This window comes from Aeromonas sp. 604443 (assembly GCF_049170315.1).
Lineage (GTDB): Bacteria > Pseudomonadota > Gammaproteobacteria > Enterobacterales > Aeromonadaceae > Aeromonas > Aeromonas veronii_A.
Genome location: NZ_JAAKMI010000006.1, coordinates 46,214 through 63,618, shown reverse-complemented (window position 1 = coordinate 63,618; position 17,405 = coordinate 46,214). Strand labels below are relative to the sequence as shown.

Below are 17,405 nucleotides of genomic sequence, written 5' to 3'. Positions count from 1 at the left end.
GTTTGAGAGCCCTTGCCATGATTGCCTCCTCCCGCCTGATCCTGCGCGAAATGATCGCCACCGACGCCCCCTTCATCCTTGAGCTGCTCAATGACGGTGACTTCTATCGCTACATCGGTGATCGGGGCATTCGCACCCTCGAACAGGCGCAGGAGTATATCCAGCAGGGGCCGGCAGTCAGCTATGCCCGCTATGGTCACGGGCTCTATCTGGTGGAGCGCAAGGATGACGGTGCCAGCCTCGGTATCTGCGGTCTGATCAAGCGCGATACCCTGGAGCAGGTCGATATCGGTTACGCCTTCCTGCCGCAATATCGTGGCCAGGGCTACGCCATTGAAGCGGCGCAGGCCGCCCTTGCCGATGGCAAAAGCCGGTTGGGGATCGGGCAGGTAGTTGCCATCGTCACTCCGGGCAACGAGCGATCCATCGGCCTGCTGGCCAAGCTGGGGCTGGTGCACAGTCGACTGGTCAAATTGAGCGAAGATGCCGATGAGTGCCTGCTGCTCGAATCCGGGGTAACGGAGTAACGTTCCGGCTGTCTGCGAGCCGGTCGATGCCAGGAGAAGGGAGTCCCACTTTCGGGAACAAGTGTCCCGTTTCCTAAGATCTTGTCAGCCAGCCCATCAAAAATGAGTTTTTGGGAGTCTCTGTTCCGTAAGCGAGACGCACCTGACGGGACCAGCCCTGCATAGTAGGCACACTGGTTTCACCGTCATTGGAGCAATGGACATGAGAACTCCCAATATCACCTTTATCGGCGCAGGCTCTACCATCTTTGTGAAGAACATCCTGGGGGATGTGTTTCACAAACCGGCCCTGAAAAATGCCAACATCTCCCTGATGGACATAGATCCACAGCGGCTTGAAGAGTCCCAGATTGTGGTGCGCAAGCTGATGGATTCCAGCGGTGCCAAGGGGCTGCTCAGTTGCCATACCGAGCTGAAACCTGCGCTGGCAGGGGCCAACTTTGTCATCGTTGCTTTCCAGATCGGCGGTTACGAGCCCTGTACCGTGACCGATTTCGAGGTGTGCAAACGCCACGGTCTCGAACAGACCATTGCCGATACGCTTGGGCCCGGCGGCATCATGCGGGCACTGCGCACCATCCCTCATCTTTGGCGGGTGTGCGAGGTAATGAGCGAGGTGTGCCCCGACGCCACCATGCTCAACTACGTCAACCCGATGGCGATGAACACCTGGGCCATGTATCAACAGTTCCCTCATATCAAGCAGGTGGGACTGTGCCACTCGGTGCAGGGAACGGCGCACGAGTTGGCCCGTGATCTCGGCATCGATCCGGCGACCTTGCGTTATCGCTGTGCCGGTATCAACCACATGGCCTTCTATTTGACCCTTGAGCATCAGCTGGAGAGCGGCGAATTCGTCAATCTCTATCCCGAGCTGCTGGCTGCCTATGAAGCGGGGACTGCCCCCAAACCCGGCCTGCACCACAACCAGCGTTGCCAGAATCTGGTGCGCTACGAGCTGTTCAAGAAGTTTGGCTACTTCGTTACCGAATCTTCCGAGCACTTTGCCGAGTACACCCCCTACTTCATCAAGCCGGGACGCCCCGATCTCATCGAGCGCTACAAGGTGCCGCTCGACGAGTATCCCAAGCGCTGCGTCGAGCAGATTGCCCGCTGGCAGGATGACCTCACTGCCTATCGTCAGGCCGAACGGGTCGAGGTGCCCGAATCGAACGAGTATGCGAGCGTCATCATCAACTCCCTCTGGAGCGGTGAGCCCAGCGTCATTTATGGCAACGTCAGAAACGACGGCCTCATTACCAACCTGCCGGATGGCTGCTGCGTGGAGGTGCCCTGTCTGGTGGATGCCAACGGCATTCAGCCCACCGCCATCGGTCGGCTGCCAACCCATCTGGCCGCCCTGATGAGCACCAACATCAACGTGCAGGCGCTGGTCACCGAGGCGATCACCGAGCGCAAGCGGGAAAGCATCTACCATGCAGCCCTGCTCGATCCCCACACGGCGGCAGTGCTTGGCATGGACGAGATCTACGCCCTGATCGACGAACTGATTGAAGCCCACCGCGGCTGGTTGCCGGAGTGGATTCACGGCTGAGCAAGAGCCCCCTGCGGGGGGCTTAACCCCCAAGGAGATAAACCATGAGCGTCTCGCTGAAAACCAAGTTGAGCTATGGCTTCGGGGCCTTCGGCAAGGATTTTGCCATCGGCATCGTCTACATGTACCTGATGTTCTATTACACGGATGTGGTGGGGGTGTCGGCTGCCTTCGTCGGCACCATCTTTCTGATTGCCAGGATTTGGGATGCGGTCAATGACCCCATCATGGGGTGGATTGTCGACAATACCCGCAGCCGTTGGGGCAAGTTCAAACCCTGGATACTGATAGGTACAGTGGTCAACTCCATCGCCCTGGTGATGGTGTTCAGTGCCCACTATTTCGAAGGGACGGCCCTGCTCGTCTATGTGGCCATCACCTACATCCTGTGGGGCATGACCTATACCCTGATGGATATACCCTTCTGGTCGCTGGTGCCAACGTTGACCATCGATAAGCACGAGCGCGAGGCACTGGTTCCCTATCCCCGCTTCTTTGCCAGTCTCTCCTGGCTTATTACCGGTGCCATCGGCCTCAAGGTAGTGGACTATTTTGGCCAGGGGGACAAGGCCCACGGTTTTCTGATGTTCACCTTCATCCTGGTCGCCTTCTTTCTTGTCTCGACCCTGGTCACCCTGCGCAATGTTAAGGAGCGCTACAGCTCGGCCGCGACCCCCACTGTCAGTCAGCAGCGCACCACCATCATGGATTCGGTCAAGCTTATTTTCCGCAACGATCAGCTCACCAGCGTGCTGTTTATGGCGCTCTGCTACAACGTGGCGAACAACACCATCACCGCCTTCGCCATCTACTACTTTACCTATGTGATTGGTCAGGAGTCCCTCTTTCCCAGCTTCATGATGTACGGGGGCATCGCCAACCTGATCACCCTGATGATCTTCCCGCGGCTGGCCCGCTTCATCTCGCGGCGGGTGCTCTGGGCGTTGGCCTCACTCTGCCCCATAACGAGCTGCCTGATGCTGATGTATATCGGTTTCATTGCTCCCCAGAATGTCGCGCTGATCATCCTCTCCGGCATCCTGCTCCACATAGGTACCGCCCTGTTCTGGGTGCTACAGGTGATCATGGTCGCCGACACGGTCGACTATGGCGAGTACAAGCTTGGCACCCGCAACGAGAGCATCGCTTACTCGGTGCAGACCATGGTGGTCAAGGCTGGCTCGGCCTTCGCCGGCTTCTTCATCGGTGTCATGTTGACTCTGGTCGGTTATGTCCCCAATGCGGTGCAGAGTGCCGAAACCCTCTTCGGCATGCAGGCCATCATGGTGGTGCTGCCGGCCATCTTCTTTGCCCTGACCCTGTTTGTTTACTTCCGCTTCTACAAGCTCAACGGCCACTACCAGAGCAAGGTGGTAGATCATCTGATGTGCAAATATGAATCCGAAAGTATCGAGGCCAAGCAGGCGCAGGCGGCGGCCAGCTGATCTCTTTCACCTATAACGCCGACCTTGGGGTCGGCGTTCATCATCAAAGGAGTTGAACATGGGATATCCAATGAGTCGCCGGGCCCGTCTCTCATGCGCCATGATGGCGGCAGGCATCGCTACCCTCTGTGCGCAGCCGGCGGTCGCCGCCGGAGTGGAGGCAGCATCGCAACCGGCCGTGCATCTCAGCTCTTCCAGCACCGAACTGGCGGAAGGGTTTAATTGGGCGGCCGCCAAAACGGCGCAGTTCATCATGACCGGCCAGCGTGGCGTCACCAACAAGGACGAGTACCACCCGGAGGGGGATGGCACCGGCCTGCATGACTACATCCCCTCCTACTGGGCCGGCTATTACGATCGCACGGCCTTTTACGGACGCGACTTTGCCCATCAGGTTGCCGGTGCCGAGATTGCTGGCTGGCGCGCCGAGAACTTTTCGATGTTCAAGGTGTTTGCTCGCAATGCCACCGACGCGCGCAAGTGGTATACCCTCTGGGCCTTCAACTTTGATGGCTCTCCCCACACCATCGACTACAAGGACGACAGCTGGTTCGTGCGCGAGGTGCCCGCCCAGTTCGAGTTGGTGGAGAAGGCTTACCACGCCTACCTCTGGAGCGGCGATCGCCGCTATATCGAGGATCCCGAGCTGTGGTCCTTTTACGGCAAGGTGCTGACCGACTTCATCGCGCTGCATGATGAGCAGCACCCCAACGGGATCGCCGAGGGCAAGGGAGGTATTTTCCAGGGATCCTGCACCTACAACGAGCGGGGCGAGCACCCGATAGAGGCAGCCGATGCCATCGGCTCCCAGTATCAGGCGACGCTGGCTTATGCCGCTATGCTGCAGGCTCGCGGTGAAAAGCGGGCGGCGCAAGTCTGGCAGCGCAAGGCGGTGCTGCTGAAGCGCTACTTCAACGAGGAGTGGAGCCGGGTTGCCGGGGATGAGCAGGGCCACTATGCCCGCATCCTCGACAGCAATCTCAGCAAGCGCAACGATTTTGGCAAGGAGAACAGCTGGTTTATTCCGATGAAGCGGCTATCTGAGCCGGGGCCGCGCAATGACCGCTATCTCGACTTTATCAGCGAGATGGTGGGTGAGGGGATCGGCTCGACACCACAGGCACCCGCCAACATCGAGGCCTACACCTATCTGCCGGATACCTATTTCCCCTATCAGCGCAACGAGGAGGCGTGGCGCTGGATGCGCTACATTCTGGCCAAGCGAAATCTCCCCCATGAGCGGCCTAGTCAGGGCACCAATGGCGACTATCCGGAGATCTCCTTTACGCTGGTGTCGCAGACCGTGGAGGGGATGATGGGGGTTGAGCCGGATGCGGCCGCGCACCGGGTGGCAACCCTGCCCCGATTGCCCGCTTTCATCGACTGGGTAGCCATCGAGCAACTGCCGGTCGGGGCCCACCGGTTGTCACTGCGCCATGAGGGCGTTACCGCCAGCAAGTTGGGCAACACGGGGCCGCGCGCGCTGTTCTGGGAGGCCCGCTTCCCGGGCAACCACGGATTCCTGCTGGTGGATGGCAAGCTGCGCAAGGCGCGTATGCAGCGCCTCAACGGAGTCACTGTGAGTGCGGTCGAGGTGACTGTGCCGCCGGGTGGACGAGTGAATGTATCGGTACCGTCCCGCTAAGCGGGGAGAGATTGAGTCAGGGGGCGTGAGCCCCTTTTTTATTTGGGAATTTACTGCGAAGAGTTGGCCCGTTCCCGACTCAGTTGGCGGTAGCGACTCGGTGTCAGCCCCAGATAACGCTGGAAGGTCTCATAGAAGCGGCTGCTGGAGTTGAAACCTGCCGTCAGTGCGACATCGAGGATGGTACGGTCGGTATCGCTGAGCAGGGCTCTGGCATGGTTGATCCGCATCGCGGTGACGTACTGCTTGATGCTCATCTGCATCACCTTCTGAAACAGCCCCATGGCGTAGTTGGGGTGCAACCCAACATGATCGGCCAGCTCCCTGGTGGTGAGCGGGGCATCATGGTGGGCGGCAATGTACTCGAGCATCTGCTGCACATGGAACTGGGAGTGTTTTGAGGTACCCGTCGTCGTCCCCTGATTGCTGTGGTTGGCGAGCAGGCGGCTCCAGCCATCCAGCCCTAGGCGCCGCAACATCAGGCAGATCTCGTCGGCAACCAGTTGCTGACGGCCAGGGTCATCCATCCGGCTCTCCGTGACCCAGCGGGTCAGTTCAAACTCGCTCACCAGCATGGCTGATCGCGACTGCAGTACGCCGCCATGGGTGACCTGATTCAGCAGCTCCCGATTGATGGGCCAGGAGAGAAACAGATGGATCGGTATATTGATGAGGCCCATCTGCGAGCAGTGGCCGATACGGGTCAACTGATGGGGGATGGCCGCCCAGAACAACCCTGCATGGCCTGCCGCCAGAGTGAAGGATTGGCCATTCATGGTGTACTCCACATCACCATCGAACGGGATGTTGACTTCCACCTGGCCATGCCAGTGGTAACCGGCCATCTCGTGGGGAGCCCGCAGTTCCACATCGATCGCCTCATAAACGGAGTAGAGCGAGAGGGGGCTGCTTAGCCCTTCATCGGTCTCGTGCACGCTGGAAAAGTAGGGGCGTTCAAGCTTCGTCATCATGCAGGCATCGTTATCAGGTGGATTGAAGAGACCCTGTTTGTATCACCATTCCGAGTCTCTGCCTGTGGCGGTCGTTCCGTTATTGCATCTTGTGGTGCACCAGAGCAGGAAACTGCCGGTGAACTCACAGTTGGGGTATGCAGGAGACAGCGGAGTTGCATGCTCTACCCCTGTTGTCCCCTGCTCTGCGATGTCATCTGGACACCAGCCGCTCCAGTCCGGTGAGTGCTTGTTCCAGATAGCTGCGCGGGCAGCCCAGATTGAGGCGAATAAAGCCCTGCCCCCCTTTGCCAAAGCCGATCCCCATCGACGGGACAACTCTCGCCTCTTCGATAAGCCGCTGTTTCAGCTCATCGTCATCCAGCTCCAGTTGGCGGCAATCGATCCAGGCCAGATAGGTGGCATCGGCCTCCATCAGTTGCAGACGGGGCAACCGGGTTGCCAGCTGCTCGGCAAACCAGTGGCGATTATCTGTCAGATAGGCGAGCAGCCCGTTTAGCCATGCCTCGCCGTGCTGATAGGCCGCAGTGGCAGCCTCCATGGAGAGCGCATTGAATACATCCAGACCATGGGCATCGAGACGCTGTTTGAAGCGCTGGCGCAGCGCAGGATCCGGGATGATGAAGTTGGAGATGCGCAGCGAGGAGAGACCGAAGCTCTTGCTGGCAGAGGTCGCCACCACCATGTTGGGCAGCAAATGGGGCGGCAGGGAGAGCACCGAGGTGTGCCGATGGCCAGCCAGTTGCAGATCGGCCCAGATCTCGTCTGATACCAGCGTCACGCCGTGCTGCTGGCACAGGGTCGCCAGTTCATAGAGCTCGGTGAACGTCCAGCTCCTGCCGGTCGGGTTGTGGGGATTGCAGAGGATCATCATGGCGGGGCGCTCCACCATGAAGAGACGTGCCAGCTGCGGCAGATCCATCTCGTAGCGATTCCCTTTTCGCAGCAACGGGTTATCTAGCAGTCGTCGCTCGTTCAGCGCGATGATCTTGGCAAAGGAACCATAACAGGGGCCCTGGACAACAATCCCTTCTGCGGGTTGTGTCAGCATTTGCAGTAGCAGCGAGATGCCGGGGATCACCCCCTCGACGGAGTGGATCCACTCCCGTTCTATGGTGATCTGATGGCGCCGGGCAAACCACTGTTGTATGGCGCTGAAGTAGTCATCCCGTCGCTCGCTGTATCCGAATACGCCGTGGGCGACCCGCCGTTGCAGTGCCTGCTGCACGGTTGGTGGACAGGCAAAGTCGAAATCGGATACCCACATGGGTAGCAGATCGCTGCCGTCGATGCCAAGGTACTGGGGCATACAGTCCCACTTGATGGAGTTGGTATTGTGGCGATCAATCACTTGGTCAAAGTTGTGCTCCGGCATCTTATCGCTCCTCCGCCACTGTCATGGTCCGCGGCTCCCCTGTCACCTCTTTCCGGTCTGCATGGGCGATGCCAATACCGGTAAAGCCGTAGCCCAGGGCAAAGAAAAGGGCTGCATAGCACTGGATGGCCCAGGGGAGGTAATCGAGCGTCGGGATGCCAAGGGTGCCCGCCATATAGACACCAGCAGCCGTCCAGGGGATCAGGGGCTCAATCACGGTGCCCGCATCCTCTATGGTGCGGGAGAGGTTCTTGGTATCCAGCCCCATGCGACGGTAGGCGTCCTGAAACAGCTCGCCCGGGATGAGCAGGGCCAGCTTGCCGTCACTGGTGGCACCGGTGACCAGCAGGGTGGTGGCAATGGTCGAGGCGATCAATTGGCCAGTGGAGTGAATAAGGGTCAGCAGGCGATTGATGATGAGGTCGAGCGCCCCCGTCAGGGTCAGTACACCGGCAAAGGAGAAGGCGCAGAAGACCAGCAGAATGGTGCTCATCATCGAGAACATGCCACCGCGATTGAGTAGGCGGGGGATATCGGGGAGCAGCTGGCTGACGTCATGACCCAGCGGGGTGAACATGGTGAGGTTGAAGCCGTCGATCAGGGCATTGAAACCGGACTGTAGCGGCAATCCCTGCAACGTAATCCCGAGGATAATGGCGATGGCGCTGGCCAGCAGCATCAAGGGAATAGTGGGCTTCTTGGCGATCGCCCCCCACAGCACAATCAGCGGGGGCAGCAGCAGGAGAGGATTGAAGTGGTAGAGCTGCTCCAGTGTGGACAGGATGGTGATGACCTTCTCCGGTGTGGCCACCTCTTCACCGATGACTGAAAAACCGGCGACGAAGAAGACGCCGGCAGCCAGCAGGAAGCTGGGCAGCGTGGTCCAGAGCAGGTGCTGGATATGGGCGTAGAGGGTGGTATCGGCCACAATGGCGGCGAAGTTGGTCGAATCGGAGAGAGGAGAGATCTTGTCGCCGAAATAGGCGCCTGACACCACGGCCCCGGCTGCCGCTGCCAGCGAAACATCCAGACCGTGCGCAACCCCCATCAGGGCTACCCCGACGGTGCCTGCTGAGCCCCAGGAGGTACCGGTACAGACCGAGACCAGGCTGGTGATGAAGAAGGCCGCAATGAGAATGTATTGCGGGCTGATCAGCTTGAGCCCCCAATAGACCATGTAAGGGATGGTGCCGCTGAACATCCAGCTGCCAATCAATCCACCCACACAGACCAGGATCAGAATGACCGGCATCGCCTTGGCCAGCTTCTGGACGATGGACTGGATGATCTCGTCCCAGCTATATCCCTGCCAGCAGGCGAGCAGTGCTGTGAAGATGGCGGACAGCAGGAGCAGTGGCTCAATGCGCAATCCCATCAGAACATAGCCAACGATCAGGAGCCCCAGCATCACCAGAATGGGTAATGTGGCAAGCCCCAGGGTCAGGGTCTTTCTCTCTTGTTTCATCACAGTTGATCCATCGCTTCAGAACATGGCGCCATTGTGGGGCGAGCAGCCTGGTGGAAATGTGAGCCTTGCACGCCAGCCATGTAACCGGTTACATGGTGTTCTGGAACGTGATCATGGTCGCAGAAGGGGAGGTTGCGTCAGGGGGATAACCGACTCGCGAATGACCAGTGCAGGGGTGAACTCATGGATCTCCGGGCCCGGGTCCTGCTGTTGCAGTCGGGTGATGGCCAGCTCGGCAGCCCGTTTGGCCATGGTCTCAATGGGGTAGTGCAGAGTGGTCAGTGTCGGGTAGAGGTAGCGGGCCAGCATGATGTCATCGAACCCGATAATCGACAGGTCTTCAGGGATCCGTCGCCCGCATTTTCTCAGGTGCGACATCATGCCTGCCGCCATCACATCGTTGAAAGTGAGCACGGCGGTTACCTCGGGGCACTCAGCAAGCAAGCGCGCCGCCGCCTGTTCGCCCCCCTCCTCGGTAAAGGGCTGGCTGATAACCCACTGTGGTTTGAGTGCCAGATGATAGTGAGCCATTCCTTGCTCATATCCCTCCAGGCGGAGCTGCCGATCGGCGATGGGCAAATCACAGGTGATGAAGCCGATCCGGCGATGACCTTGAGCCACCAGATGGTCGACGGCGGCTCGGGTGCCTGCCCGGTTGTCCAGCCAGACACTGCGGTGAGCCAGCTCGGGCAGATAGCGATTGATGGGAATGAGTGCTGGCATGTGTGAGGCGTAACGGAGCAGCAGTTCGTCAGAGAGGCGAGTGGTATGGGCAACGATGGCTTCGCAGCCCTGATTGATCAGAAACTCGAGCCCATACTGCTCCTGCTCGCTTTGATGGGACCCGCTACAGACCATCAACCGAAAGCCGTGCTGCCGGCTGATGGCTTCTACTCCGCGGGCCAGTCTGGCAAAGAAGGGATCGGCCAGATTGCCGGTCAACAGGCCGAGCATATTGCCGCTGCGTTTTGCCAGAGCCACTGCCGCCATGTCGCGTCGATAGTCGAGCGCACGCATTGCTTTCTCTACCCGTTCCCTGGTCGCCGGTTCAACATGGGCAGAGTTATTGATCACTCTTGAGACGGTTGCCGTCGAGACCTTGGCGAGGGTTGCGACCTGTCTGATGGTGGCCATCTGATTGCCTTGTTCATACTCCGGAGATAAGGGGCTCTCTTATAACGACAACTCGGTATGTCAGCTACCTCTTGCGGTTCGCTTTACTGCGATTTGTGATCGGAGTGGCACATTGGTGGTTTGCAAGGCGAATGAGATAAAGAGGCTAAGGGAAGGAGCAGAGACGATGCGGGGTGTACTATCACCAGATGATGGCGGAGGGGGATAAGCAAAGAGGCCGCCGTGAGTTGCGGCCTGTCTGCATCGGGCGCTGCCGGAGGGCAGGCAGGATCAGTTGAGGTCTTCGATGGAGAACTCGCCAGCGATACCATCACAGGAGATGGCGAAACCGCCGCTGAAGCGGGTGCTGAACTGGATCAGAAACGCATCATTGTCGTGCTCTTGCACAGGCAGGTTGATGGGCTTGCTGCGACGCAGGGGCTTGTGTGTTTGTACTGCTTTCATCATGGTATTTCTCTATATAAATTAGGTGTTTGCTCCTTGTATTGGCAAATGTCAGGTCAATGGGCGCGGTCGATTGGGTGAACGACAAGCGCGCAGGAATACCCAGCCCGGTTAAGGGGCGTCTGCACTTTCAAGGAATATGCTGATGCATAAATCAAATTGGGTGGGCAGATCGGGTCTGCACCGTGAGAGCCGGGCAACGCAGGCAGACAGCCTGACGGTTCTCAAGGCGAGTAAATCAGAAGAAGGTTATGCGGGTACTGGCAGGATTCATCGTGAGGTGAAGCATTGCAGGGCAAACATAAACAGGCTGATTAACTAGCCGACGCGCATTCTCTCCTCGAAATGAATAAAAAGCAAACAATAATTTGCCGATGTTGAAGTCAGTACGCTTTTCCTCTGTGTAATCAAGGTGCTATCAGCAGCAAATATCCGCAGCTATCAGTCATAAAAAGAGGGCTCCCGACGGGAGCCCTCTCTCATTCTGCAATCAGCACTGTGGACCGACTCAGTAGTCGCCACAGGCCTTTTTGGCAGCCGTGATCATCGGGGTGATGGTCATGCCTTGCACCACGATGGAGAACATCACCACCGAGTAGGTCATCACCAGGATGACCTCCCGCAGATCGACGCCGTGTTCCGGGATCATCATGACGCCGGAGGGGAGTGCCAGTGCCATCGCCATGGCCAGACCACCGCGCAGGCCACCCCAGGTGAGGATCCGTACCGAGAAGGTGTTGTAATTGCGGAATCGGCGGAAAGCCACATAGGGCAGCGACACGCTGATAAAGCGGGCGCCCAGGCAGAGCGGCACCGCAATGACCAGCAGGATCCAGTCACGCCAGGCGAGATCCAGCAGTACCAGCGCCAGACCGATCAGCAGGAACAGCAGGGCGTTGAGGAACTGGTCCATCAACTCCCAGAAGTGGTCCAGGTGATGGCTGCTCTGCTCGGAGAAGCCGGAGTGACGGGTCCAGTTGCCGATCATGATGCCGGTGACCACCATGGCCAGTGCGCCGGAGACGCCGATCATGTTGGCAAAGGCAAAACCGGCGGTCGGGATGCAGAGGGTCAACAGCAGCTCCAATGAACCGTCGTCGGTGGCGCTGATCATCACGTGGGCGATGAGGCCCAGCACGGCACCGAACAGGATGCCGCCGAGGGCTTCGTGCAGGAACAGACCGGCTACGCTACCGAAGGTGGGCTCGACACCGCCAAAGGCGACGGCAAACACGGTGGCGAAGATGACGAGGCCAACACCGTCGTTGAACAGGGATTCCCCTTCGATCTGGATGGCGATCTGGGGTGGCGCTTTCATCTTCTTGACGATGGCCAGTACGGCAATCGGGTCAGTGGGGGAGATCAGCGCGCCGAACAGCATGCAGTAGACCAGCGGCAACTCCCAGCCCAGCAGCTTGGCGATAAACCAGAAGCCGTAGCCGATGAGGAAGGTCGAAAGCAGGGTGGCCACGATAGAGAGAATGGTGATCTCCCACTTCTGGCTACGCAGCGCCTTGAGGTTGATGCCAAGGCCACCGGCGAACAGCAGGAAGCCCAGAATCCCCTTCAGCAGGAAGTTCTGGAAGTCGATGCTCTCCATGGTCTTGACGGCAAGAGGTTCCAGATTGAACCAACCCAGTTTGCCAAACAGCACCAGCAGTGCGGAGATCAGCATGGAGCCCGCAGTGATGGCGATGGTGGTCTGGATCTTCACAACATACTGGTTGGCAAAGGCGATAAAAATCGCCAACGCTGCCAGAAAACAGAGTGTGTAGTAGACGCTCATAGTTATTTTTTTCTCGTTGGTAGACAGCAAGCACGTATCCCTATGCAGGACGGGCATAGGTTACTCTCGGGCCCTATGTTACTCATTACCCATAAATGAGTATATGGTGGCGCATTTGGACTGATAGACGGCTAGATTTCCATTTTATTTGTTTGCTGTTAGGATGCTGTTTACGCAGTTGCATGGATGTAAGAGGAACACGCGGTGTCGAACGAAATGTCGAGCAGAGAGCCGAGCAAGCAGTCGGACGTAACAAAGAAGCTGGAAGCCTGCCTCAGGGAGCGGATCCTGATCATCGACGGGGCCATGGGCACCATGATCCAGTGCTACAAGCTGGGGGAGGCGGATTATCGGGGTGAGCGGTTTGCCGACTGGCATACCGACATCAAGGGCAACAACGATCTGCTGGTGCTGACCCGTCCGGCGGTGATCCGCGAGATCCACGAGCAGTATTGCGCTGCCGGGGCCGACATTCTCGAGACCAACACCTTCAACGCCACTCGCATCGCCATGGCCGATTACGAGATGGAAGAGTTTTCCGCCGAGATCAACCGTGAAGCCGCCCGTCTGGCCCGCGCCGTGGCAGACGAGTGGACGGCAAAAGATCCCGCCAAGCCGCGTTTCGTCGCCGGGGTGTTGGGCCCCACCAACCGTACCGCCTCTATCTCGCCGGATGTGAACGATCCCGGCAAGCGCAACGTCACCTATGACCAGCTGGTGGCCGCCTACACCGAATCGACCCACGCCCTGATCGAGGGCGGCGCCGACATCATTCTGATCGAGACCATCTTCGATACCCTCAACGCCAAGGCCGCCGCCTTCGCGGTGGAAGGGGTGTTCGAGGCGCTGGGCTACAGCCTGCCGGTGATGATCTCCGGCACCATTACCGATGCCTCCGGCCGAACCCTCTCCGGCCAGACCACCGAAGCCTTCTACCACTCGCTGCGTCACGTCAAACCGGTGTCGTTCGGCCTCAACTGTGCGTTGGGGCCGGACGAGCTTCGCCAGTATGTGGAGGAGCTGTCTCGCATCAGCGAATCCTGCGTCAGCGCCCACCCCAACGCCGGTCTGCCCAATGCGTTCGGCGAGTACGATCTCGATGCCGTCGAGATGGCGGAGCATATCCGCGAGTGGGCCCAGAGCGGCTTCCTCAACCTGGTCGGCGGTTGCTGCGGCACCACCCCGACTCATATCCGCGCCATGGCCGACGCCGTGGCGGGCATCAAGCCGCGTGTGCTGCCCGAGCTGGCGGTGGCCTGCCGCCTGTCAGGTCTCGAGCCCCTTATCATCACCCCCGAGTCCATGTTCGTGAACGTGGGTGAGCGCACCAACGTTACCGGTTCGGCCAAGTTCAAGCGGCTGATCAAGGAGGGGCTCTACGACGAGGCGCTCGATGTTGCCAAGCAGCAGGTAGAGAACGGCGCCCAGATCATCGACATCAATATGGACGAGGGGATGCTGGACGCCGAAGCGGCCATGGTGCGCTTCCTCAACCTCATCGCCGGTGAGCCGGATATCGCCCGGGTGCCGGTGATGATCGACTCCTCCAAGTGGGAGGTGCTGGAGGCGGGCCTCAAGTGCGTGCAGGGCAAGCCGGTGGTCAATTCCATCTCCATGAAAGAGGGGGAGGAGAAGTTCATTCAGCAGGCGAAACTGCTGCGCCGCTACGGCGCCGCCGTCATCGTGATGGCGTTCGATGAGGCGGGGCAGGCCGACACCCGCGCCCGCAAGTTCGAGATCTGCCAGCGTGCCTACCGGATCCTGGTGGATCAGGTCGGTTTCCCGCCGGAAGACATTATCTTCGATCCCAACATCTTCGCGGTGGCGACCGGCATCGACGAACACAACAACTACGCGGTGGACTTCATCGAGGCGGTGAAGGACATCAAGACGCACCTGCCCCACGCCATGATCTCCGGCGGCGTCTCCAACGTCTCGTTTTCGTTTCGTGGCAACGAGCCGGTGCGCGAAGCCATTCACGCCGTCTTCCTCTACCACGCCATCAAGAACGGCATGGACATGGGGATCGTCAACGCCGGTCAGCTCGCCATCTATGAAGACATTCCGGCGGAGCTGAAAGAGAAGGTCGAGGCGGTGGTGCTCAACCTCAATGACAACGCCACCGAGGAGCTGCTGGCCATCGCCGAGAAGTATCGCGGTGCCGGTGCCCAGGCCGAGGATCCGCGGGATCAGGAGTGGCGCAGCTGGCCGGTGGGCAAGCGGCTGGAGCACGCGCTGGTCAAGGGGATCACCGACTTTATCGAAGAGGATACCGAAGAGGCGCGCGCTGGCGCCGAGAAGCCGCTGCACGTCATCGAAGGGCCGTTGATGGATGGTATGAACGTGGTCGGCGACCTGTTCGGCGCGGGCAAGATGTTCCTGCCGCAGGTGGTGAAATCGGCGCGGGTGATGAAGCGGGCGGTGGCCTATCTGCAACCCTATATCGAGGCAGAAAAGTCGGGTGGCTCCAGCAACGGCAAAATCGTGCTGGCGACCGTGAAGGGGGATGTGCACGACATCGGCAAGAACATCGTCGGGGTAGTGCTGCAGTGCAACAACTTCGAGATTGTCGACCTCGGGGTCATGGTCTCCTGCGAGACCATTCTCAAGACTGCGCGGGAGGTCGGCGCCGATATCATCGGGTTGTCGGGTCTCATCACCCCGTCGCTGGACGAGATGGTGCACGTGGCCAAGGAGATGGAGCGTCAGGGCTTCAAGCTGCCGCTCTTGATCGGCGGTGCCACCACCTCCAAGGCCCACACTGCGGTGAAGATCGAGCAGAACTACTCGGAGCCTGTGGTCTATGTCTCCAACGCCTCCCGCGCGGTGGGGGTGGCCCAGAGCCTGCTCAGCCCGGATCTCAAGGAGGCGTTTGTCGCCCGCATCGACAAGGAGTACGAGATCGCCCGGGATCAGCATGCCCGCAAGCAGCCGCGCTCCCGCCCGGTCAGTCTGGCCCATGCCCGTGCCAACCGGCATCAGCTGGATTGGGTTGGCTACCAGCCACCCAAGCCCCGCGAGCTCGGGGTGCAGAAGTTCGAAGATGTGGCCATTTCGGTACTGCGCCCCTACATCGACTGGACGCCGTTCTTCCTCAGCTGGGAGCTGGCGGGCAAGTATCCACGCATCCTTGAGGACGAGATCATTGGCGAGGAGGCGACCAGGTTGTTTGCCGATGCCAACGCCATGCTGGATCAGCTGGAAAAGGATCAGAGCGTGCGCTGCGCCGGGGTGATCGGTCTGTTCCCCGCCAACGCGGTAGGGGACAGCATCGAGGTCTACAGCGACGAATCGCGCACCGAGGTCATCAAGGTGCTGCACCACCTGCGCCAGCAGAGCGAGAAGCAGGGCTTCCCCAACTACTGTCTGGCGGACTATGTGGCGCCGAAAGAGAGCGGCAAGCCCGACTGGATCGGCGCCTTCGCGGTGACCGGCGGCATCGGTGAGGAGGCCATCGCCAAGGCCTACAAGGCGCAGCACGATGACTACAACGCCATCCTTATTCAGGCGGTGTGCGACCGTCTGGCCGAAGCCTTTGCCGAGTATCTGCACGAGCAGGTGCGAAAGGTTCATTGGGGTTATGCTCCCGACGAGGCCCTCAGCAACGAGGAGCTGATCCGCGAAAACTATCAGGGCATCCGCCCGGCCCCCGGTTATCCGGCCTGCCCGGAGCACACCGAGAAGGGGAGCATCTGGGAACTGCTGGAGGTGGAGCAGGCTATCGGCATGCAGCTGACCGAATCCTACGCCATGTGGCCGGGGGCGGCGGTGTCGGGCTGGTACTTCTCCCACCCCGAGAGCAAATACTTCGCGGTGGCGCAGATCCAGCAAGATCAGGTGGAAGATTACGCCGCCCGCAAGGGGATGACGCTGGCCGAGGCCGAGCGCTGGCTGGGGCCCAACCTGAACTGACTCCCGCGTGACATCGGTTGATCTTTAACGAGAAACGGCGGCATCCTTGCTCGGGTTGAACAATCTGCGCAGAGCCGCCGTTTAACCTGTTGGTCACAGTGATGTGGTAGCGTGCGGTTTGGTGTGGTTTGTCTTGTTGTCAGGATAAACAATTGGCGTTGTCTTGGCGCTGTGGCACCTTATACTCTCCCGCCCCATCCTGCCCAGGCACAGCCTTCTAGCGGAATTGTCATGAAGATCGCCATTTTATCCCGTGAGCCGAAAAACTACTCCACCCGCCGTCTGGTCGAGGTGGCACAGGCGCGCGGTCATCAGGTAGAGGTGCTCGACACCCTGCGCTGCTATATGAATATCGCTTCCCACAACCCCTCCATTCACTACGAGGGTGGGGAGCTGGGAAGTTATGACGCCGTGATCCCGCGGATCGGTGCCAGCATTACCGCCTACGGCACCGCCGTGCTGCGCCAGTTCGAGATGATGAACACCATGGCCCTCAACAGCTCGGTGGCCATCAGCCGTTCCCGCGATAAGCTGCGGGCGATGCAACTGCTCTCCCGCCACGGCATCGGCCTGCCCATCACCGGCTATGCCCACAGCACCCACGACGTGCCCGACCTCATCACCATGGTGGGTGGGGCGCCGCTGGTGGTGAAGCTGCTGGAGGGAACCCAGGGGATTGGTGTGGTGCTCTGCGAGACTCAGAAGGCCGCCGAAAGCGTGATCGAAGCCTTTATCCAGACCAACAACAACATTCTGGTGCAGGAGTATATTCGCGAGGCCAATGGCGCCGATATCCGCTGTCTGGTGGTCAACGGCAAGGTGGTTGCCGCCATGCGCCGTCAGGCCCAGCCGGGGGAGTTTCGCTCCAACCTGCACCGTGGCGGCACCGCCGAGGCGATCAAGATCACCCCGGAAGAGCGAGCCACCGCGGTGCAGGCCGCCAAGATCATGGGGCTGGATGTAGCGGGGGTGGATATCCTGCGTAGCGCCCGTGGCCCGCTGGTGCTGGAGGTCAACTCCTCCCCCGGCCTGCAAGGGGTGGAAGCCGCCTCCGGCAAGGATGTGGCTGGCAAGATCATCGAGTTCCTCGAACTCAAGGCGAGCCGCAAGAACAAACCGGCGGAGTGAGCCTCAGGCTTGCAT

12 protein-coding genes are annotated in these 17,405 nt (G+C 59.7%); 6 read left to right on the top strand and 6 right to left on the bottom strand.

All coding sequences use genetic code 11. The features are described 5' to 3' along the window. Positions 1–17 precede the first annotated feature (17 nt). The 4 genes from G5380_RS10615 to G5380_RS10600 all read left to right on the top strand — a co-directional run bounded on the left by G5380_RS10615 (position 18) and on the right by G5380_RS10600 (position 5,172). Positions 18–527 (top strand): GNAT family N-acetyltransferase, encoded by a 510-nt coding sequence (locus tag G5380_RS10615; RefSeq protein ID WP_421172677.1) that lies wholly within the window; start codon positions 18–20, stop codon positions 525–527. 202 nt (positions 528–729) lie between these two features. Then, the gene (locus tag G5380_RS10610; RefSeq protein WP_421257800.1) at positions 730–2,082 is read left to right on the top strand and encodes an alpha-glucosidase/alpha-galactosidase; all 1,353 of its coding nucleotides are present in this window, start codon (positions 730–732) and stop codon (positions 2,080–2,082) included. 44 nt (positions 2,083–2,126) lie between these two features. After that, positions 2,127–3,527, top strand: coding sequence for a melibiose:sodium transporter MelB (melB, locus tag G5380_RS10605; protein WP_216952768.1), 1,401 nt, complete (start codon positions 2,127–2,129; stop codon positions 3,525–3,527). A 58-nt stretch (positions 3,528–3,585) separates the two neighbouring features. Beyond that, the gene (locus G5380_RS10600; RefSeq protein WP_421172681.1) at positions 3,586–5,172 is read left to right on the top strand and encodes a hypothetical protein; all 1,587 of its coding nucleotides are present in this window, start codon (positions 3,586–3,588) and stop codon (positions 5,170–5,172) included. A gap of 50 nt (positions 5,173–5,222) precedes the next feature. Here G5380_RS10600 and melR read toward each other — a convergent pair whose 3' ends face one another. The 6 genes from melR to G5380_RS10570 form a co-directional block, all read right to left on the bottom strand. After that, on the bottom strand, positions 5,223–6,143 hold the full coding sequence (melR, locus tag G5380_RS10595) for a transcriptional regulator MelR (RefSeq protein ID WP_421352726.1): 921 nt from the start codon (positions 6,141–6,143) through the stop codon (positions 5,223–5,225). 193 nt (positions 6,144–6,336) lie between these two features. Beyond that, positions 6,337–7,518: a MalY/PatB family protein gene (locus G5380_RS10590; RefSeq protein WP_216952771.1), complete on the bottom strand. Its 1,182-nt coding sequence runs from the start codon at positions 7,516–7,518 to the stop codon at positions 6,337–6,339. A gap of 1 nt (position 7,519) precedes the next feature. Then, on the bottom strand, positions 7,520–8,983 hold the full coding sequence (nhaC, locus tag G5380_RS10585) for a Na+/H+ antiporter NhaC (protein WP_421332687.1): 1,464 nt from the start codon (positions 8,981–8,983) through the stop codon (positions 7,520–7,522). Between the two features lie 114 nt (positions 8,984–9,097). Continuing rightward, positions 9,098–10,120 carry a LacI family DNA-binding transcriptional regulator gene (locus G5380_RS10580; protein WP_236346307.1) on the bottom strand — a complete coding sequence of 341 codons (1,023 nt, stop codon included), beginning with the start codon at positions 10,118–10,120 and terminating at the stop codon, positions 9,098–9,100. 270 nt (positions 10,121–10,390) lie between these two features. Further along, positions 10,391–10,567, bottom strand: a complete 177-nt coding sequence (locus G5380_RS10575) for a hypothetical protein (RefSeq protein ID WP_005340085.1) — start codon at positions 10,565–10,567, stop codon at positions 10,391–10,393. A 505-nt stretch (positions 10,568–11,072) separates the two neighbouring features. Next, the gene (locus G5380_RS10570) at positions 11,073–12,350 is read right to left on the bottom strand and encodes a cation:proton antiporter (protein WP_108612739.1); all 1,278 of its coding nucleotides are present in this window, start codon (positions 12,348–12,350) and stop codon (positions 11,073–11,075) included. A 216-nt stretch (positions 12,351–12,566) separates the two neighbouring features. Here G5380_RS10570 and metH point away from each other — a divergent pair, with 216 nt between their 5' ends. Together metH and rimK are read left to right on the top strand one after the other, a co-directional pair. Further along, on the top strand, positions 12,567–16,262 hold the full coding sequence (metH, locus tag G5380_RS10565; RefSeq protein WP_421352755.1) for a methionine synthase: 3,696 nt from the start codon (positions 12,567–12,569) through the stop codon (positions 16,260–16,262). A 231-nt stretch (positions 16,263–16,493) separates the two neighbouring features. Continuing rightward, positions 16,494–17,390 carry a 30S ribosomal protein S6--L-glutamate ligase gene (rimK, locus tag G5380_RS10560; RefSeq protein WP_005340088.1) on the top strand — a complete coding sequence of 299 codons (897 nt, stop codon included), beginning with the start codon at positions 16,494–16,496 and terminating at the stop codon, positions 17,388–17,390. Positions 17,391–17,405: the final 15 nt, after the last annotated feature.